The organism is Streptomyces sp. cf386 (assembly GCF_900103585.1).
Classification (GTDB): domain Bacteria; phylum Actinomycetota; class Actinomycetes; order Streptomycetales; family Streptomycetaceae; genus Streptomyces.
The window spans coordinates 275811-295725 of sequence record NZ_FNHV01000010.1 but is presented as its reverse complement, the minus strand read 5'-3'; the positions used below and the strand labels follow the sequence as shown (position 1 = coordinate 295725).

Annotated in this window: 15 protein-coding genes; 8 read left to right on the top strand and 7 right to left on the bottom strand. The window is 71.9% G+C overall.

The features are described from left to right. Window position 1 precedes the first annotated feature (1 nt). From BLU79_RS26405 to BLU79_RS26380, 6 genes are all read left to right on the top strand, one after another. Window positions 2–1108, top strand: a complete 1107-nt coding sequence (locus BLU79_RS26405; protein WP_093908382.1) for a glutamate ABC transporter substrate-binding protein — start codon at window positions 2–4, stop codon at window positions 1106–1108. A 79-nt stretch (window positions 1109–1187) separates the two neighbouring features. Next, window positions 1188–2519 (top strand): hypothetical protein, encoded by a 1332-nt coding sequence (locus BLU79_RS26400; RefSeq protein WP_093908381.1) that lies wholly within the window; start codon window positions 1188–1190, stop codon window positions 2517–2519. A 22-nt stretch (window positions 2520–2541) separates the two neighbouring features. Beyond that, window positions 2542–5073 carry a serine/threonine-protein kinase gene (locus BLU79_RS26395; RefSeq protein ID WP_093908380.1) on the top strand — a complete coding sequence of 844 codons (2532 nt, stop codon included), beginning with the start codon at window positions 2542–2544 and terminating at the stop codon, window positions 5071–5073. After that, complete coding sequence (locus BLU79_RS26390; RefSeq protein WP_177001179.1) at window positions 5074–6504, top strand: PP2C family protein-serine/threonine phosphatase; 1431 nt, start codon at window positions 5074–5076, stop codon at window positions 6502–6504. Window positions 6505–6602: 98 nt separating this feature from the next. After that, the gene (locus tag BLU79_RS26385) at window positions 6603–7949 is read left to right on the top strand and encodes a vWA domain-containing protein (RefSeq protein ID WP_093908378.1); all 1347 of its coding nucleotides are present in this window, start codon (window positions 6603–6605) and stop codon (window positions 7947–7949) included. A 92-nt stretch (window positions 7950–8041) separates the two neighbouring features. Continuing rightward, window positions 8042–9643: an FHA domain-containing protein gene (locus BLU79_RS26380; RefSeq protein WP_093908377.1), complete on the top strand. Its 1602-nt coding sequence runs from the start codon at window positions 8042–8044 to the stop codon at window positions 9641–9643. A gap of 81 nt (window positions 9644–9724) precedes the next feature. Here the strand turns inward: BLU79_RS26380 and BLU79_RS26375 are convergent, their stop codons facing one another. Next, a complete protein-coding gene (locus BLU79_RS26375) occupies window positions 9725–10711 on the bottom strand; it encodes a methyltransferase domain-containing protein (RefSeq protein ID WP_093908376.1) in 987 nt (328 codons plus the stop codon). A gap of 137 nt (window positions 10712–10848) precedes the next feature. Between BLU79_RS26375 and BLU79_RS26370 the strand changes: the two genes are divergently transcribed. After that, window positions 10849–11262: a globin gene (locus tag BLU79_RS26370; RefSeq protein ID WP_093908375.1), complete on the top strand. Its 414-nt coding sequence runs from the start codon at window positions 10849–10851 to the stop codon at window positions 11260–11262. 53 nt (window positions 11263–11315) lie between these two features. Here the strand turns inward: BLU79_RS26370 and BLU79_RS26365 are convergent, their stop codons facing one another. The 3 genes from BLU79_RS26365 to ettA are packed head-to-tail and all read right to left on the bottom strand — an operon-like array spanning window position 11316 to window position 14098. Then, window positions 11316–11999, bottom strand: coding sequence for a DUF8010 domain-containing protein (locus tag BLU79_RS26365; RefSeq protein WP_093908374.1), 684 nt, complete (start codon window positions 11997–11999; stop codon window positions 11316–11318). Continuing rightward, window positions 11996–12427, bottom strand: a complete 432-nt coding sequence (locus BLU79_RS26360) for an acyl-CoA thioesterase (protein WP_093908373.1) — start codon at window positions 12425–12427, stop codon at window positions 11996–11998. The genes BLU79_RS26365 and BLU79_RS26360 overlap by 4 nt, the downstream gene beginning before the upstream one ends. A gap of 6 nt (window positions 12428–12433) precedes the next feature. After that, complete coding sequence (gene ettA, locus BLU79_RS26355; RefSeq protein ID WP_093908372.1) at window positions 12434–14098, bottom strand: energy-dependent translational throttle protein EttA; 1665 nt, start codon at window positions 14096–14098, stop codon at window positions 12434–12436. A gap of 345 nt (window positions 14099–14443) precedes the next feature. On the opposite strand from ettA, the gene BLU79_RS26350 reads away from it, so the two are divergent. Then, a complete protein-coding gene (locus tag BLU79_RS26350) occupies window positions 14444–14719 on the top strand; it encodes a hypothetical protein (RefSeq protein ID WP_093908371.1) in 276 nt (91 codons plus the stop codon). Window positions 14720–14934: 215 nt separating this feature from the next. Here the strand turns inward: BLU79_RS26350 and BLU79_RS26345 are convergent, their stop codons facing one another. The 3 genes from BLU79_RS26345 to BLU79_RS26330 all read right to left on the bottom strand — a co-directional run bounded on the left by BLU79_RS26345 (window position 14935) and on the right by BLU79_RS26330 (window position 19912). Beyond that, entirely contained in the window at window positions 14935–16353 is a 1419-nt protein-coding gene (locus BLU79_RS26345) for a Cys-Gln thioester bond-forming surface protein (RefSeq protein ID WP_093908370.1), read from the bottom strand. A gap of 259 nt (window positions 16354–16612) precedes the next feature. After that, on the bottom strand, window positions 16613–17077 hold the full coding sequence (locus BLU79_RS26340) for a single-stranded DNA-binding protein (protein WP_093908369.1): 465 nt from the start codon (window positions 17075–17077) through the stop codon (window positions 16613–16615). A 483-nt stretch (window positions 17078–17560) separates the two neighbouring features. After that, window positions 17561–19912 (bottom strand): YfjP family GTPase, encoded by a 2352-nt coding sequence (locus BLU79_RS26330; RefSeq protein ID WP_256333465.1) that lies wholly within the window; start codon window positions 19910–19912, stop codon window positions 17561–17563. Window positions 19913–19915: the final 3 nt, after the last annotated feature.

Below are 19915 nucleotides of genomic sequence, written 5' to 3'. Positions count from 1 at the left end.
GATGAACGCACGCGGCACGACGAACGCGGACGCCTCGGCCGGTCTCCGGACCGCGGCAGGCCGAACCGCGGCAGGCCCATGGCGGCGTCTGCGGGCCGGCCTGCGCGGCTGGGGCGGCGTGGGCGCGATGGCGGCCCTTTGCGCCCTGGCGGTGACGTTCGCGCTGCTGCTGCCCCTCACCCAGCCGCCGGGCCACGACGGCGGCCCGGCCACCGGAGGCCAGGGCGTCGCCCACGTCAGCCAGGCGAAGGCGGAGGACTGCGAGAACCCGCAGGACCAGAGCCTGTCGCCGTCCGGCGGCGACGGCAAGACGCCGACGCTGGACGCGATCAAGGATCGCAAGGACCGCCGTCTGATCGTCGGCGTCGACACCAACAGCTACCGCTGGGGCTACCTCGATCCGAACAACCCCGCCGGTGAGCTGGAGGGCTTCGACATCGACCTGGTCCACCGGATCGCCGAGGACATCCTCGGCGACCGCGACGCGGTCCAGTTCAAGGCCATCCCGACCAGCCGCCGTATCGAGGCGATCCAGAAGGGCGAGGTCGACATGGTGGTCCGCACCATGACGATCAACTGCGACCGCATCGGGCAAGTCGCGTTCTCCGCGCCCTACTTCGTGACCGGCCAGCAGGTCCTGGCGCCCAAGACCTCGGCGATCACCGGGTTCGACAAGACCCTGGCCGAGAAGAAGGTGTGCTCGGCCGAGGGCTCCACGGCGTACGACAACCTGGAAGCGGGCAGGAAGTCCGGCGACCTTCCGGACTCCACCGACATCAGGACCACCGTCCCCAACCAGCTCGACTGCCTGGTGAAGTTGCAGCTCGGCGAGGTCGACGCGGTGGTGACCGACGGCGCGCTCGCCGCCAGTCAGGCCGCGCAGGACCCCACCGTCGAACTGAAGGGCGGCCTGTTCACCGACGAGTACTACGGCGTGGCGATGAAACTGGGCTCCGACGATCTGGTACGCCAGGTCAACCGGACTCTGGAGAACTACATCGAGGACGGCGGCTGGGAGACGTCGTACGAGAAGTGGCTGCACCCGACCATGGACCAGGGCGACAAGAAGTCGGCGTCGGCGACTCCTCCCGAAGCCGGGTACAAGTGACGGACCATCAACTGACGGACGTACGACGTAACACAGCGGACCACGACACAACGGACCACAACGCAGCGAGAGGTGATCGATGGGCGTCACGGACCCCGCCGGGCCGGTGATGGACCGGGACGAGGTGGACCGTGCGCTGGCGCGGCTCGGCGCGGAGCACGAGGCGATCGAGACCTCGCTCCTCGCCCTGCAGGACCACGCGGGCCGCAGACTTCTCGAAGGCGCCGAGCTGACGGGCATCACCAAGGAGCGCTGGACGACCGCGGACGCGTCGATCACGCTGCTGTGGGCGTATTTCGACGCGTACACGGACGCGTTGCGCTCCGCCCGTGACATCCGTTCCCGCCGCCGCTGGTCCAGCCGCGAGGACCTGGTGGAGCTGACGGAGCTGCTGCGCGGCGAGTCGGTGACGGTGGCGGGCTCGGCGTCCGCGACGGCCAACGCCCCGACGCTGCAGGGCGGTTCGAGCAAGCTCAGTGAACAGTTCACGCTGGTCACCCTGGTGGACCGGATGAACGAGCTGTACGCGACGTCGCTGGACATGGTCGTCGCCGCCGACGCGGTCTGGTCGGCGCTGCCCGCCCGGATCGATTTACTGGCCGCAGAGCTCCAGCGCACCCGCCGGCTCGCGCACTCCGTCGGGGTACGCCCCGGCGAGCACCCGGCGGGCGACGACCTGGAGCGCATCACGCGCACGCTCACCAACCTGCGCGCCGAGGTGGTCTCCGACCCGCTCGCGTACTGGCTTCCCACACATGGGAGTTCGGCACCGGGCGGCGGCAAGCCGGACACCACGGTCTACGACCGTGAGGCGCGCGCCCTGGAGGACGTACGCCGTGAGATCGACGCTGTACTGACGGTCCGCCAGGATGCCGAACAGCGTCTGGTCAAGCTGCGTGACGTGCTGTCCCGCGCGGACCGTACGCTCGCCGAAGCCCGCACCGCGCGCGGCGAGGTACTGGCGAAGATCGCCGCCACGGAGGTTCCGGTCGTCAGCGGCCCGCCGACCGTGCTGCAGGAGCAGCTGGCGACGGCCGCCGAGTACCGCAGACACGCCCAGTGGCACCGCCTGTCCCCGCTCCTGGAGAGCCTGGAGCAGAAGGCGGACGACGAACTGCTGCGCGCCCGCGAGTCGTTGACCGCGGTCACCGCACCCCTGGCGGTCCGCGCCGAGCTGCGCGGCCGCCTCGACGCGTACAAGGCGAAGGTCGCCCGGCACGGCCTCGCGGAGGACCCGTTCCTCATCGAGCGCTACGACGCGGCCCGCCGCATGCTGTGGAGCGCCCCCTGCGACCTGCGCGTCGCCGAACAGGCCGTCCTGCGCTACCAGCACGCCGCCGCCGAACTGCTCGGCGGCCCACGCGTGCCCGGGCCACGGGGGCCCGAGGACCACAGGGGGCCGGGGGCATGAAGGACAGGGGGGAGTCGTCGTCATGAGTCAGGCACAGCAGACCTGCCAACGGCCGGACTGCGACGGGACGTACGAGGACATGGGTGGCGGCGAGCTGTACTGCGACACCTGCGGCCTCGCACCGGTCGTCTCGGCGACCGGCATGGTGGGCTCGCCGCCCACCGGGGTGACGGGCGGCGGCAAGGGCTCGCGCGGCTCGGCGGGCAGCGGAAGCTCCCGCTCCACCAGCCGCGGCAGCTCCCGTACGTCATCGCAGTCGTCGAAGTCCCGGCGCTCGGTGTCGGGGAGGCTGTCGCGCTCGCTGTCGGGCCGTTCCACGGGCCGCTCGGTGTCGGTGCGCAGCTCCGGCTCGGGCGCCGGCTCCAGCGGCCGCGGCCGGCTCGGCGCCGGTCTCGTCCAGGTCCCGGACGTGCCGCGCCCCGACCCGCGCGAGATGGTGCTGGAGAACCCGGAGGTGCCCGAGCGCAAGCGGTTCTGCTCCCGCTCGGACTGCGGCGCGGCGGTCGGCCGGGCCCGCGGCGAGCGCCCGGGCCGTACGGAGGGCTTCTGCACGAAGTGCGGTCACCCGTATTCCTTCGTCCCGAAGCTGAAGTCCGGCGACATCGTGCACGGCCAGTACGAGGTGGTGGGCTGCCTGGCGCACGGCGGCCTCGGCTGGATCTACCTCGCCGTGGACCGCGCCGTCTCGGACCGCTGGGTGGTGCTCAAGGGCCTGCTCGACACCGGTGACCAGGACGCGATGGCGGCGGCGATCTCCGAGCGGCGCTTCCTCGCGGAGATCGAGCACTCCAACATCGTGCGGATCTACAACTTCGTCGAGCATCTCGACCAGCGCACGGGCTCGCTCGACGGCTACATCGTCATGGAGTACGTCGGCGGCAAGTCGCTCAAGGAGATCGCCAACGGCCGCCGCACCCCCGACGGCAAGCGTGACCCGCTCCCCGTCGAGCAGGCGTGCGCGTTCGGCATCGAGGCGCTGGAGGCCCTCGGCCATCTCCACAGCCGGAACCTCCTGTACTGCGACTTCAAGGTCGACAACGCCATCCAGAGCGAGGACCAGCTCAAGCTGATCGACATGGGCGCGGTGCGCAGGATGGACGACGACGAGTCGGCCATCTACGGCACGGTGGGCTACCAGTCGCCGGAGGTCGCGGAAGTCGGCCCGTCGGTGGCGTCCGACCTCTACACCGTCGCGCGCACCCTCGCCGTCCTGACCTTCGACTTCCAGGGCTACACGAACGTCTACGTCGACTCCCTGCCCGACCCCGACAACATCGAGGTCTTCCGCCAGTACGAGTCCTTCTACCGCCTCCTGGTCCGCGCCACCGACCCCGACCCGGCCCGCCGCTTCGCCTCCGCCCAGGAGATGGCGGAGCAGCTGACGGGCGTGCTGCGCGAGGTCGTGTCCCTGCAGTCGGGACGGGCGAGGCCGTCGTTGTCGACGCTGTTCGGCCCGGAGGTACGGGTCACGGACACGGAGCTGTTCCCGAAGCTGGACGGGGAGGTGTCGCGGCTGGGGGCACGGGTGGCGCCCGCCAAGGAGACGCTCACGGTTTCCCCGGCCGGCTCGCCCGCTCCTTCGGCCAACTCGCCCGCCCTCCCCGCCGGCATCGTCAAGGGCGTCAACGCCTCGGCCACCGCCCTCGCCCTGCCGGTGCCCCACGTCGACCCCTCCGACCCCAACGCCGGCTTCCTCGCGGGGCTGATGACCACCGCCGCGGCCGAGCTGCTCGGCGCCCTCGGCGCGGCGTCGGCGCCGTCGACCGAGACCCGGCTGCGGCAGATCCGCGCCTGGCTGGAGAACGGCGACACCGGCGCCGCCCACCAGGCCCTGCTCCAGCTGGAGGACGAGCGACCCGACGACTGGCGGGTCGTCTGGTACCGCGGGGTGGCCGCGCTCGTCACCGGCGACCACGAGGGCGCGGCGCTGGCCTTCGACGCGATCTACGACGCCTTCCCCGGCGAGCCCGCCCCCAAGCTGGCCCTCGGCATGTGCGCGGAGGTGCTGGGCCAGCTGGACAACGCCGCCGAGTACTACCGGCTCGTGTGGTCGACCGACCCGAGCTATGTGAGCGCCGCCTTCGGCCTGGCCCGGGTCCAGCTCGCGAGCGGCGACCGCCGCAGCGCGGTGACGACCCTGGAGTCGATTTCGGAGAGCTCCATTCACTACACGGCCGCACGCGTGGCGGCCGTCCGCGCGCGGCTGCGTCAACGCACGGCGGTCGCCGCCGACGTACCGTTCCTGGACGACCTGACCGCCGCCGCGGGCCAGGTCGAGGCGCTGGACGCGTACGGGCTGGATCCGGCGCGCCGGGAGCAGTTGTCGGCGGAAGTCCTCGGTTGCGCGTTGGACTGGATACTCTCCGGTGGCCAGGGTTCCGCCCCACCTGCCGCCGGAGGACGGACGCTGCTCGGCAGCGGCCTGGACGAGCGGGGACTGCGTTTCGGCCTGGAGCGTTCGTACCGGACGCTGGCCCGGCTCGCGCGGGGCGGCGAGGAGAGGATCTACCTGGTGGAACGTGCCAATCGTTACCGCCCCCGGACGTGGGTGTAGTTGATGTCGCAGATGCCCCAGTTGTCCGCCTGCCCGAGCTGCGAATGGCCGCTCGAGTCGGGTGACCGTTTCTGCGGTGCGTGCGGATACGACCTGTCCGCCGTGCCCGTACGGCCGGACGACAACCCGACCATCGCCATGAACGGCTCGACGCCGCCCCCGGCCGGCGCGCCCGGCCCGGACTGGCCCGTCGCCGCCACGCAGGGCACGGACTCCGGCGGCCACGAGCTGCCCCCGGGCACGCCCCCGCCCCCGCAGTCGCCGCCGCCGGCGCCCCCCGCCGCGAGCGGTCCCGGCGCGGCGCCCGACTTCGCCTTCCCGGCCCCGAGCGCCCCCGGCATGCCGGACGGCCCGCCGCACCCGCAGTCCGCGCCCGCCGCACCGCCCGCCCCGACCGGCTCCCCGGTCTCCCCGGCGTCCGGCGTCCGGTTCGACCGCCCGTCGGAGCCCGAGGAGTACCCGTTGCAGGCGCCCGACCCGCGTGTCACCCCCGACGTGCCGACGCCGCGCGAGGGCACCAAGGTGTGCGTCGCCTGCCGTGCGGGCCGTGTCGATCACGACGGGTACTGCGAGAACTGCGGGCACGCCCAGCCACGCGAACGCGACCACATGGAGCAGGACGCCGGCCCGGTCGCCGCCGTCAGCGACCGCGGTCTGCGCCACCACCGCAACGAGGACGCGTTCGCCGTCGGCTGCACCGCGCTGCCCGACGGCCGGCCCGCGGTCGTGGCGATCGTCTGCGACGGCGTGTCCTCGGCGACCCGCCCCGACGCCGCCTCGATGGCCGCCTCCCGGGCCGCGAGCGAGTCGCTGCTGACCGCCCTGCCGCGCGGCACACACCCGCAGCAGGCCATGCACGACGCGATCGTCGCCGCCGCGAACGCGGTCAACGCGCTCGCGGGCGAAGCGGCCACGGCCCGCGAGCACGCCCCGCACCAGAACGCCCCCGCCTGCACGATCGTCGGCTCCGTGGTGACGCCCGAGCTGCTGATCGTCGGCTGGGTCGGCGACAGCCGCGTCTACTGGGTCCCGGCGGACCGCAGCACTCCCCCGGCCCGGCTCACCGAGGACGACTCCTGGGCCGCGCAGATGGTCGCCGCCGGCCTGATGAACGAGGCCGAGGCCTACGCCGACGAGCGCGCCCACGCCATCACGGGCTGGCTCGGCGCGGACGCCTACGAACTGGAGCCGCACACCGCTTCCTTCAAGCCGGACCGTCCCGGTGTGGTGGTGGTGTGCACGGACGGGCTGTGGAACTACGCGGAGGCGGCCGAGGACATGGCCGACGCCCTGCCCCTCGACGCCGTCGCGCGTCCCCTGCACAGCGCCCAGGTCCTGGTCGGTCACGCGCTCGACGGCGGGGGCCACGACAACGTAACAGTGGCCGTCCTGCCGTTCCCCGCGCCGCCGATGGGGGCAGGATCGGCCTGAGGCCGCACCGCGGGGCGAGGCCTCAACGGACCGGAGGGGACCGGTCCGTCGACAGCCATGGCACCGCCATGGGGTTCTTTAGGGGGATTTGAGAACGCATGGCCAATTTCTCGAAATCGAACGTGCCGCAGTTCTCGGTGGACGTGTACCAGAACGAGTACCTGCCGGAGGGCGGTCGCGAGGTCAACGCGATCGTCACGGTGACCGCGACCGGCGGGGGCACGGTCGGAAGCGCGGTCGCGGCGCCCCACCTCTACGCGCCGGGGCAGGGCCCGTCCGCGGCCGTGGCGATCATGGTCGACTGCTCGGGCTCCATGGACTACCCGCCGACCAAGATGCGCAACGCCCGCGACGCCACGGCCGCCGCGATCGACACCCTGCGTGACGGCGTGCACTTCGCGGTGATCGGCGGCACGCACGTGGCGAAGGAGGTCTACCCGGGCGGCGACCGCCTGGCCGTGGCCGACGCCACCACCCGTGACCAGGCCAAACAGGCCCTACGCAGGCTCAGCGCGGGCGGCGGCACGGCCATCGGCACCTGGCTGCGGCTCGCCGACCGCCTGCTCTCCTCGGCCGACGTCGCCATCCGGCACGGCATCCTGCTCACCGACGGACGCAACGAGCACGAGTCGCCGAAGGACCTGAAGGCCGCACTCGACGCCTGTGCCGGACGTTTCACATGTGACGCACGTGGCGTGGGCACCGACTGGGAAGTGAAAGAAGTCACAGGGATCGCCTCCGCCCTGCTCGGCAGCGCCGACATCGTCGCCGACCCGGCCGGTCTCGCCGCCGACTTCACGCAGATGATGGAGACGGCGATGGGCAAGGAGGTCGCGGACGTCGCCCTGCGGGTGTGGACGCCGGTGGGCACGATCATCAAGTTCGTCAAGCAAGTCGCGCCGACGGTCGAGGAGTTGACCGACCGGCGCACGGAGACCGGCCCGCGCGCCGGGGACTACCCCACCGGCAGCTGGGGAGACGAGTCCCGTGACTACCACGTTTGCGTCGAAGTGCCCGTCGCCGAGGTCGGCCGGGAGATGCTCGCCGCACGGGTCTCCCTGGTCATCCCGCAACCCGACGGCAGCACCCAGAACTTGGGCGCGCAGGGTCTCGTACGGGCCGTGTGGACCGACGACATGGTCGCCTCGACGTCGATCAACCCGCAGGTCGCCCATTACACGGGCCAGGCGGAACTGGCGCAAGCCATCCAACAAGGGCTCGATCTTCGCAAAGCGGGCGATATCGATGGAGCAACGGCCAAACTGGGTCGCGCGGTTCAGCTCGCCAGCGCTTCCGGAAATGCGGATACCGCGAAACTCCTTGCGAAGGTGGTGGACGTGGTCGACGCCGCGACGGGTACTGTGCGACTGAAGGCGAAGGTCGCGGAGGCCGACGAGATGACTCTCGAGACACGGTCGACAAAGACTGTTCGTGTAAAGAAGTGACCTAGCAGGACCATAAAAGCACCGAGCCTGACCCCTTGGGGTTGGAGAAATCCGGTCGAAAACGGCCGGAAAGGAGAGGGGGAAGCGCCGACATGCCGACCTGCCCGAACGGACACCAGTCGGGTTCCGACGACTGGTGCGAGGTCTGCGGTCACCGCATGGCCGGTGCCGTACCTCCGCCCCCTCCCCCGCCGCCCCCGCCCGGCGGTGGCTACGGCTTCCCGCCGCCCGGTGGCCCCGGTGGCCCCGGCGGCCCCGGTCCGTCCGGTGGCCCGAACGCCGGTCAGCCCGGCGGCCATCCGCACATGGGCGGCGTACCGGAGCCGGAGCTCTGCCCGCAGTGCCGTACGCCGCGTGAGGGCGGCGCTCCGTTCTGCGAGGAGTGCCGGTGGAACTTCCTGACCAACACGGCGACGTCGTACACCCCCGCCGCCCCGCGCCCCCCGGCGCCCGGCGGCCCGGGCCTGCCCTCCCACTTCCAGCAGCAGTCGGGGCCCCCGCCGCAGTCCGGGCCCCCGCCGCAGTCGGGGCCGCCTCCGTCGTTCGGCGGCGGTGACTCGTACGAGTACCAGGGCTCGCGCCCGTCCCAGGTGAACCGCCCGGCGGAACCGATCCCGCCGTTCGGCGCGGAGCCGCAGGGTCCGGGAGGGCCTGGCGGTCCCGGAGGCCCGGGTGGGCCTGGTGGGTTCGGCCCTGGCGGTCCTGGTCCGGGCGGTCCCGGCCCTGGTCCCGGCGGCATGGGTGGCCCGGGCGCTCCCGGCGGCCCTGGCGGCTTCGCTCCGGGCCCGGGCGGTCCGGGCAACACCAACCCCGGTGGCCCCGGCGGCCCCGGTGGCTTCCCTCCGGGCCCCGGTGGTCCTGGTGGACCCGGTGGCTTCGGTGGCCCTGGCGGCCCCGGTGCTCCCGGCCCCGGCGGACCCGGTGGCCCGGGAGTCAACGCCCCCTCCGGCTTCGGCGGCGACCCGTCGCGGCCGGTTCCGCCACCGCCCGGCCCGACCCCGCCCGGCGGTCCCGGCGCGACCAGCGGTGCTCCGCAGGCGTTCCAGCCGGCGGGCCCGGCCGGTCCCGGCGCCCCGCCGGTCCAGCCCGGCTTCGGGCAGGACCCGAACCGTCCGCCGCAGGGCGGCCCGTCCTTCGGCGGCGGCAACGACGACTGGGTGCTCTCCCCGCCATCGGGCCCCGGCGGCCCGGGCGCTCCCGCTCAGGGCGGCTACGGCTACCCCCAGCCCGGCGCGACCCAGGCCCCGCCACCGCCCGGCCCCGGCTATCCGCAGCAGCCCGCCGGTCCGGCGACCTGGCTGGCGACCATCGGCCCGGACCGCGACTACTTCATGGCGATGATGCAGCGCTCCGGCCCTGAGGCCGCGGGCCTCAACCTGCCCGCGTATTCGCCCGAACAGCAGCGCACGCTCACCGGCAACCAGGTCACCATCGGCCGCCGCCGCCACTCCACCGGCGAGTCTCCCGACATCGACCTGTCGGTGCCGCCGGAGGACCCGGGCGTCTCGCACCAGCACGCGGTCCTGGTCCAGCAGCCGGACGGCACCTGGGCGGTCGTCGACCAGAACTCGACGAACGGCACGACGGTGAACGGCTCCGAGGAACCGATCCAGCCGTTCGTCCCGGTACCGCTGCAGGACGGCGACCGGGTGCACGTCGGGGCGTGGACGACGATCACGATCCGGCGCGGCTAGGGCCCGTCCAGGCATCTTCAGACCGGGAGGGGGTGGTCGTACGGCGAGAAATTGCCGTACGACCGCCCCCTCCCGGTGTTTTCAGCCGGGCAACGGCCACGCGTACGGCCCCTCGGGATCGTCCAGCCACGCCCACTCGTGCTCGCCGCTCACCGTGATCCCGTACCGCTCCCGCTGCGGCTGCTCCTCCCGCTCCCACAACGCGTACGCCTCCTGCGGATCGAGGCTGCCGCGGGTCAGCGCCAGCAGGAAGCGGAACAGCTCGTTCTCGCGGGCCCGGCGCGGCAGCCCGCCCAGGTGGGCGGCCGCGGGCTCGGAGCGCACCCCGCCGCGCAGCGGCACGAAGTAGGCGGGCGTGTGCAGGAAGCGGCCCTCCGCGTGCTCGGCGTCCCGTACGGTCAGGGCGATCAGACCGGTGGCCAGCGGGGTCAGGATGCGGGCACCGGGGCGGCACTGGGCGATCCAGGGGCGCGGGATCGACAGCAGGGTGCAGGTCGCGATGATCCGGTCGAAGGGGGCGCGCTCGGGCACGCCGCGTGCGCCGTCGCCGGTGACGACGACGGGGTGGTAGCCGGCGGCGGCCAGGTGCTGCCGGGCCGACTCGGTGATCTCCGGCTCCAGATCGACGGTGGTGACGAGGTCGTCGTCGCCGAGCCGGTGGGCGAGCAGGGCGGCGTTGTAGCCCGTGCCCGCGCCGATCTCCAGGACCCGGTCGCCGTCCGCCACCCCCAACGCGACCAGCATCATCGCCATCAGGGACGGCTGGCTGCTGGAGGAGACCAACTCGCCGTCGCGCAGCCGGGTGGCCAGCGGGGTGTCGGCGTACGCTCCGCGCACCCAGCGCTCGCGTGCGCCCGGGTCGGGGCTCTGGCCCCAGCGCCGCTCGTAGCCGCCGGCGACGCCGACGTAGTAGTACGGCACGAACAGATGCCGCGGCACGGCCGCGAAGGCGTCCCGCCACACCGGGTCCTCGGCCCACGCCCCGCTCGCCTCGATCTCACTCACCAGCGCGGCCCGCGCCGAGGCGGCGAGGTCGTCCAGGGCCCTGTCGGGGGCGTGCGCGCTCATACCTCCACTGTCCTGCGGCAGGCCGCACGAGGCGAGCACCCTGCCGGACGATCCGGAACGCGTCACTCGGGACCGGAACGCGCCACAAGGGGCGGCTGGTCCTAAGCCTGGAGTCCTCCGTCTCCGCGTCTGAGACCATGGGCCATGTGAATGAAATTCGGCGCGGCACGCTTCAGGAGCAGACCTTCTACGAGCAGGTCGGCGGGGAGGAGACCTTCCGCCGCCTCGTCCACCGTTTCTACGAGGGTGTCGCCGAGGACCCGCTCCTGCGGCCCATGTACCCCGAGGAGGACCTGGGCCCGGCGGAGGAGCGCCTCGTGCTGTTCCTGATCCAGTACTGGGGCGGCCCGACGACGTACAGCGAGAACCGCGGCCACCCCCGCCTGCGCATGCGCCATGCCCCGTTCACCGTGGACCGCGCGGCCCACGACGCCTGGCTGAAGCACATGCGGGTCGCCGTCGACGAACTCGACCTCTCCGAGGAGCACGAGCGGACGCTGTGGAACTACCTGACGTACGCGGCGGCGTCGATGGTGAACACCGCCAGCTGAGGGCCTGCGTCATGTCCCCGGCCGAGCCGGGTCACGCGCGTGCCCCGGCGGGGTCAGCGAACGCTGACGTCCAGCGCCCCGAGCCCCGCCCGGCGCACCGCGATCGACCCGTACGGCGTGCGCAGCCGTAGCCACGCCCCCGAGGACAGCAGCCCCAACTCGCCCTGGCCCGCGGCCCCTCGGGGTCGCAGGAAGCCCAGTGACTGCGCCGCGTGCACGGCCCGTACCGGAAGGGGCGTCTCCCCCACCGTGCGGGACCAGATCTCCCGCCCGATCCGGTCGAGTTCGGCCCGGGTACGCCGCTCCGGCGCCAGCTCCTGCGTACGGGACCGGAACTCGGCGACCGCCACCCCGACCATCGCGCGCAGCTCGCCCGGCGTCGGCAGCCCGGCCTCACGCCGCCAGCCACCGCGCGGCGGGAGCACTCCGGCCCACGGCGGTCCGGTGACCGCGGCCGGGACGACGGCCGTAGCCGCCGCCTCGTCGATGGACTCCAGCAGTTCGCCCGCGGACACGGTCACGTCCAGCGTGACGTCGAGCCCGTTCTCGTACGGCTTGCCCAGCCGTACCGCACGGATCGCCAGCACCTCGAAGGACGGCGGCCGCCCGAAGACGGCGAGCGCGGTGCCGGCGGCCTGCAGGCGCACCGCGGCTCCACGGTCGTAGTGGAGCAGCCGGGAGAGGAAGGCCGCGAGATCCGCCGCCTCCCCCTCGTCGGCGAGGTGGAGCACCGTCATGCGGCGACGGCCTCCTCGTCGTCCGGATCGCCCGCGGAGACTTCGTCCGTGTACTCCCGGAGGAACTCCTTCTCCTCCGGGACGAGCCGACGCGGCCGCTGCTGCTCGAAGTCGAACGGCACTATCACCGTCGACGCCCGGACATAGACGACGTCGTCGTCCTTCACCTCGTAGGTGATGGTGAAGGAGGCGGCCCTTATCTCCGTGACCCACAGCTCGATGTCCACGGGCGCGTGCCGGTGGACGAGCTGCCGTTTGTAGTCGATCTCATGGCGTGCCACCACGGACCCCTGCTTGAAATCCTTGTCCGGGCGGAACAGGAAGTCGATACGGGCTTCCTCCAGGTAGCGGAGGAAGACCACGTTGTTGACGTGGCCGTACGCGTCCATGTCCGCCCAGCGCAGCGGGCAGCGGTAGATGTGCCGCAAGATCGATCAGCCCCGGGTCAGCTTCTTGTAGGTGGCGCGGTGCGGACGGGCCGCGTCCGGGCCGAGGCGCTCGATCTTGTTCTTCTCGTACGACTCGAAGTTGCCCTCGAACCAGAACCACTTGGAGTCACCCTCGTAGGCGAGGATGTGCGTCGCCACGCGGTCCAGGAACCACCGGTCGTGGGAGACGACCACGGCCGCGCCCGGGAACTCCAGCAGCGCGTTCTCGAGACTCGACAGCGTCTCGACGTCCAGGTCGTTCGTCGGCTCGTCGAGGAGCAGCAGGTTGCCGCCCTGCTTGAGCGTGAGCGCGAGGTTGAGACGGTTGCGCTCACCACCGGAGAGGATGCCGGCCGGCTTCTGCTGGTCGGGCCCCTTGAAGCCGAAGGCGGAGACGTACGCCCGCGAGGGCATCTCGACCTGGCCGACGTTGATGTAGTCGAGCTCGTCGGAGACCACGGCCCACAGGGACTTCTTCGGGTCGATGTTCTCGCGGCTCTGGTCGACGTACGAGATCTTGACGGTGTCGCCGACCTTGATGCTGCCGGAGTCGGGCGTCTCCAGACCCTGGATCATCTTGAAGAGGGTGGTCTTGCCGGCGCCGTTCGGCCCGATGACACCGACGATGCCGTTACGCGGCAGCGTGAACGAGAGGTCATCGATGAGGACCTTGTCCCCGAAGGCCTTGCTGAGGTTGTTGACCTCGACGACGATGCTGCCGAGTCGCGGGCCCGGCGGAATCTGGATCTCCTCGAAGTCCAGCTTCCGCATCTTGTCCGCCTCGGCGGCCATCTCCTCGTACCGGGCGAGACGGGCCTTGGACTTGGCCTGTCGCCCCTTGGCGTTCGACCGCACCCACTCCAGCTCTTCCTTGAGCCGCTTGGCGCGCTTGGCGTCCTTCTGGCCCTCGACCTTGAGGCGGGTCTGCTTGGTCTCCAGGTACTTGGAGTAGTTGCCCTCGTAGCCGTGGAGCCGACCGCGGTCGACCTCGCAGATCCAGCCGGCCACGTTGTCGAGGAAGTACCGGTCGTGGGTCACGGCCACGATGGTGCCCTCGTACTTGGCGAGGTGCTGCTCCAGCCAGTTCACCGACTCGGCGTCGAGGTGGTTGGTGGGCTCGTCGAGGAGCAGCAGGTCGGGCGCCTCGAGGAGCAGCTTGCACAGCGCGACGCGGCGCTTCTCACCACCGGAGAGGTTGACGACGGGCCAGTCGCCGGCCGGGCACCCGAGCGCGTCCATGGCCTGCTCGAGCTGGGCGTCGAGGTCCCACGCGTTGGCGTGGTCGAGGTCCTCCTGGAGCTTGCCCATCTCGTCGAGGAGCGCGTCGGAGTAGTCGGTCGCCATGAGCTCGGCGATCTCGTTGAACCGATCGAGCTTGCCCTTGATCTCGGCGACACCCTCCTGGACGTTCTCCAGGACGGTCTTCTCCTCGTTGAGCTTGGGCTCCTGCATCAGGATGCCGACGGTGAACCCGGGCGACAGGAACGCCTCACCGTTCGACGGCTGCTCCAGCCCCGCCATGATCTTCAGGATCGTCGACTTACCGGCGCCGTTCGGGCCGACGACGCCGATCTTCGCCCCGGGGAGGAAGTTCAGGGTGACGTCGTCGAGGATCACCTTGTCGCCGTGCGCTTTGCGCGCCTTGCGCATGGTGTAAATGAACTCAGCCAAGAGAAACCGTCCGGCAGCTTGAAATCTGGCAGTGGGCAGATACACCCCATCTTGCCCGACGGCTACCCCTGGGGGGAAACGCGTATGGGCGGGGGGCTCTGACCTGGGGTTTCGCCGCTGGCAGCGATGGGTCGGCCGATGAGGAGACACACACATGGCCGATTTCGCGCGGACTCGTAGCCACGAGGGCGGGCCGGAGGTGCGGTCGTCCGGGTGTATTCGCGGCGAGATCGCACATCCCGGCGCGCCAATGGGACATTTCAGACTTTCGTCATATTAACCTCCCGTGACAGTACGAAGTCGATCTCTCACGGATCGCGGACATCTCACTTCACCGGAGAAGACATGCACAAGCTTCGCAAGGCTTCCGTCCTGGTCGCCGCCCTGGGCAGCGTCGCCCTACTGAGCACCGGCACCGCCACGGCGCAGGGCATGGACGGTAAGGGCAACTCCGTCCTGCAGAGCTCCAACTGCAAGTCGCACGACCTGAACCTCGACGTCCTCGGCCAGGTCGGCCTGCTCAACGGCGTTCTGGGCAACGCGCTCAACGGCGAGGGCAACTCGGGCGGGCAGGACACGCACCTGGGCTCGCAGATGGGCTGCAACAGCAGCGCCTTCTAACCCCGGACTGGGTCCGTCGGCTTGCGGACCGGTGCCCCATGGCACGAACTACCGGTGGAGTAAGGACCGTTGGGCAGACGGTCCCCGCAGTTCCGCCGATGGCAGCGCACCGGTATCCCGCACGCCGTGCCGACCTGGAACAGGCGAGGGGGCGGTCCGTCAGTGGCGGACCGCCCCCTCCCTTGCGTGAGAACCCTTGCGTGGGAACTCCCGCCTCAGTCCTGAGCCGCCGCTTCCTTCTTCCGGACGACCACCAGGGCCGCGCCGCCGATCAGAACCAGGCCGATGGCGAGGCCCGCGATCAGGGGGGTCATGTCGGAGCCACCGGTCGCGGCGAGGTTGGTGTCGTCGGTCGTGGTTCCCACGGTGGCGGGGCTGGGCTCACCGAGAGTCTGGACGTCGGGGCCCACCGCATCGGCCTCGGTCACCTGCGTCATGCAGTCCAGGACGCCCGTGAACCGCTTCTCGAAGCCGGCCAGGCCCTGGATCGTGAAGTCGTACGCCTGGTCCTCCTGCAGCGCGACCGTCACCGTCCGCGACTCGCCCGCCTCGATGGTGTACTCGATGCCGAGCAACTCGAAGGTGAACGGCTCGTCGCCCTCATTGACCGCGGTGATGTCGACGCCGCCCTTGTCGCAGTTCTCCACCGCGGACAGCGCGGGTATGGCACCGGTCTGCGCCCAGGTCGCGCTCGCCGTCGCCGAGACGGTCGACTCGCTGGAGCCGGCCAGGATCTGCGTCTGGCTGCGGCTCTCGGCAGCGAAGGCCCGCCCGACCGGCACGGTCGTCGAGGCCTGCACCGTCAGCTCGCCCTGGCCGTCCGCCGCCTTCGCGGGCACCTCGAAGAACACCTGACCGCCGTCCGCCGCGGACGTGACGGGCTTGCCGTCCTTGTCCACGATCCGCACGCCGCTGGTGGCCGCGTCCGCCGGCGGCGTCACCGTGACGCTCTCCGCGTCGGTGCGTACCGTCACCGGGCCGAGCCGCTCACCGGGGTGGCCGGAGACCGCGGGCGGGTCGAGCGTCAGCGACGCCCTCGGCTCCGCCACGCCCCGTGCGCTCTTCTCGAGGTAGTCCGCGAGCCGCTCGGCCTGCGGGTCGAGGGCGTCGACGGCCACGCCGTCCGAGTAGCGCCAGATGGCCACCTGGGTGCCGGCCGCCGCGTCCTGCTCGGTGAGGCCGCCCTTGACGCCCGCCTTGTCGGCGAGGGCCGCGAGGTCGTTCACCTGCGGGTAGGAGTTCTGCAGGATCCAGCGGATCTTGCCGGCGTCCTTGTTGGCGCCCAGCGAGGTGCCGCTCCACGGGGTCTCGTGGTACCTGGCGTCGCGCTGCGTGGGGTTGTGGATGTCGACGCAGTACGTCTGCAGGGTGCCGCCCCCGTCGACGGACATCTCGAACAGGCCCGCCGAGATCTGCTGATCCCCGGAGTCGGCATGCACGACCGCCGCGCCGTAAGTCTTCAGGCCACCTATGGTGGCGGTCGCCCCGCCATGGCCCCGTGCCGTACCGTCGGCCGCGGCCGGGCCGGCGCCGGCCACCACCGTGGCGGCGACGAGCCCGGACACCAGGGTCGAGGCGGCGAGTCGGGCCGCCCCTCGCCCTCGCACCGACAGTGCAGAGAACGCAGCAAACACAGAATTCCCCTTCGAGCAGGACCCGTTGACGTGGGGGGAAGGTCCCACCAGCAGAATCAGAAGCCCCGAGAGCTATGCCCGGCATCCTAGGTACGCGGTGCACCACGCTTCCCTGGGATCCCGTCGGAGGGCCGATCCGACTCGGAATCGTTATCGCCAAGATCCCTTGTGAGCAGGGCTTATCGACAAATCCCCGGGGTCGTTCGGAGCGCATTCGCCGATAAGCCGCACTTCGGTCAGCCGCTGAGGGTGACTGACGTCACGTCACCGCCACTGGCTCGGGGGCCTGTTGGGATCGGCTGTCCGCGGGTGGCGTCTCCCAGTCGGGCTCGGGCCGGTCGGGTGCCGTCGCGGTACCTGTCTCCGGTCGCGAAGAGCGTCGGAAGGCCGAGGTACCGCGGGCGAGGTCATGGCCGATCGCCATCGCGTCGATGTCGGCCGAGGTCCAGCTCTGCCCCTCGCGGATGTCCGACCGCACCTTCAGCCTGCCCTGCACCACGACGGGATCCCCCACGTTCAGCGACCCGGCGGCGTTCGTGGCCAGCTGCCGATTGGCCCACACCGTGAAGAAGTTGGTGTGCCCGTCGGTCCACTCGTTCTTCACGCGGTCCAGGTAGCGCGAGGTCACCGCGAGCCGGAAGCGCGCGGACGGTCCCGTCGCGAGCTCCCGGTACACCGGCTGGGTCGCCACGTTGCCCACCGCGCAGATGATCGTCTCGTTCATCGTCGAGAACCCCTCCCTCGCCCGGCCACTGCCGCCGGGCGGATACGCGTACGGGCCCGTCCCGTACGGCTGCGTCCGACGTGACGGCGGAACGCTCGCCGCCGTCACCGCGATCGACCGCACCGTCGCGATCGCCGCGAAGCCAGACTGCATCCGCCGGGCCGAGCCCGCTGAGCCCTGTGGATCACCGCGCGTCTGTGGATAACTCCGCCACCCGAACGAGTGATCCACGGCTGCCGCCCCGGGACGCCGCCCCCTCAAGACCGCAGCCCCGGGACGCCGCCCCTCAAGACCGCAGCCCCGGGACGCCGCCCCTCAAGACCGCAGCCCCAGGGCCCCGTATCACCGCTCCGAGCTCCGTATCACCACTCCAGTCCTCAGATCGCCGCCCGGGGCTTCGGATCACCGCCCAGGGCCCAGAATCACCCCACTGGGCCCCCGATCACCCCGCCGGGCCTCCAATCACCTCACCGAGCCCCCGAATCACCTCACCGTCCCACTGACCCCCATCACCCGCCCGTACTGCTCCCGAACCTCCCGATAGCGCAGCAACTCGGCCGCCACCGGGTCCAGCACCCGGGCCCGCCCGCACCCGGCCGCCGCCTCCCGCAACCGCCGCTCCGCCTCCAGGCCGTACCGCCGCGCAGGCCCCCGTGCCGCGATCCGGCAGCCCCACTCGACGAGCGGCCCGCCGACGATGCCGGCCACCATCAGCAGCACCGGTACGCCCAGGTTCGGCGCCATGACGCCGATGATCTGCGCCACCAGCCACAGCCCGCCGACGACTTGAAGGATCGTCATGGCCGCCTGCACCAGGACGGCGGCCGGCCACCAGCCGGGCCGCGGCGGCCGTCCCGGCGGCAGTCCAGCCCGCGCGGCCAGCTCGTCCAGCGCCTCGGGCAGCCCCTGGGCCCCCCGTACGGCCGCCTCACGCACCGCCTGTGCCCAGGGCGCGGGCAGCCCGGCCGACGCCTGGTCGGAGATGGTCCGCACCGCCTGTTCGACGCGCTGCCGCGCGGTGGACTCCTCGTCCGTCTGGCTGCGCAGGGACAGGCGCCCCGTCGGGGGTTCGCCCCGATCCTGGTACCAGCGCCACAACCGCAACCACGGCGTCCCGCACGCGCGGTTGGCGTTGCGCAGCCAGGCCCGCTCGGCGGCCTCGCCCGCGGCGGTCGCACCGATCGCGTCCGCGAGCCGGGCGGAGAATTCGTCCCGAGCCTCCTCGCTCAGCCCGGTCCGCCGACGCGCGGCGTACACCGGCCGCAGCCGCCACCCGGCGGCCTCCACATCGGCCGAGATCCGGCGGGCCGCGGCCCCGCGCTGCGCCACGAACTGGCCGAGCGCCTCCCGCAGATCACCGACGCCGTCCCCGGTGAGCGCGGACAGTGCGAGCACCGTCGCGCCCGGTTCGCCGTGCTCGCCCAGCGCGATGCCGTCCTCGTCGAGCAGCCGGCGCAGATCGTCGAGGACCTGGTCGGTGGCCTCTCCGGGCAGCCGGTCGGTCTGGTTGAGGACGATGAACATGATCTCGGCGTGGCCCGCCATGGGCCGCAGATAGCGCTCGTGCAGGACCGCGTCGGCGTACTTCTCGGGGTCGACGACCCAGATCACCGCGTCGACCAGCGCCAGCACGCGGTCGACCTGCTCGCGGTGCTGTACGGCCGCCGAGTCGTGGTCGGGCAGGTCGACCAGGACGAGCCCGCGCAGCTGCCCGTCCGCGGCCGAGCTCTGTGCCGGGCGGCGCCGCAACCTCGGCGGAATGCCGAGCCGGTCGATGAGGCCGACCGCACCGTCGCTCCAGCTGCACACCAGGGGCGAGGAGGTCGTCGGCCGCCGTACGCCCGTCTCCGAGATGGTCACTCCGGCGAGCGCGTTGAACAGCTGCGACTTGCCGCTGCCCGTGGCGCCGGCGATGGCGACCACGGTGTGCTGCCCGGAGAGCCTGCGCCGCGCCGCCGCCTCGTCGAGCACCCGGCCCGCCTCGGCGAGCGTCTTGCTGTCGAGCCGGGCGCGCGAGAGCCCGACGAGTTCGCGCAGCGCGTCGAGCCGGGACCGCAGCGATCCGTCGTAGGCGAGCGGCATCACGACCTGCCGCCCGGAGGCCCGCGCCTCCACGACAGGGGGCTGCTCCTGTGCGGCGGCGGTCTCATTCACCCGCCGCGCGATGAGCCCGTCGTCCCAGGGTGTCGAGGCTTCCGCGGCGGAGGCGGCGTCCGTACGGGAGGAGGGGGCTGGGCGGGGGGCGGAATCAGGGCGGGCGGAAGACTCCTTGCGAGCGGAGAACTCCGTACGGTCCGCGCGGGACGAGCCGTCCTTGCGGGACGAAGAGTCCGTACGACGGGAAGCGCCCCCGACCTCGGCGCCGCCGGACCGGGTGGCACCCGCGCCCCCTCGCGCGTGACCGTCACCGCCCCCCACGCGCGCGTAGCGGCCGCTCGACTGCTCCTCCCGCTTCCCCCGCTTCCTCCAGAGCTTGCGCTTCTCCGGCTCCTCAGCCGCTGCGGAACTCTCGCCCACGCCGGGCTCACCCCCCTCGGCCACTGCGGAGCCCTCACCGTCGCCGGGCTCCTCCCGTGCGGCGGCGAAGTCACCCGTTTCACGGTCACCCTCTGCGCGGTCACCCTCGACTCGGTCCACCAGGTCGTCCTTCACGAGGAGGCCGTCCTCGGCAGCGACCTCGTCGGAGGCCCTGTTCTCGCGTCCGTCACCGTCAATGTCACCGTCGTTGCTGTTGCTGTTGCTGTTGCTGTTGCTCGTGGTGACGCCGTCCTCCGGGAGATCGACGGGTTCCGTCTGGTCCTGTTCCGTTTGGTTCTGGTCAGTGACGGCAGTCACCGG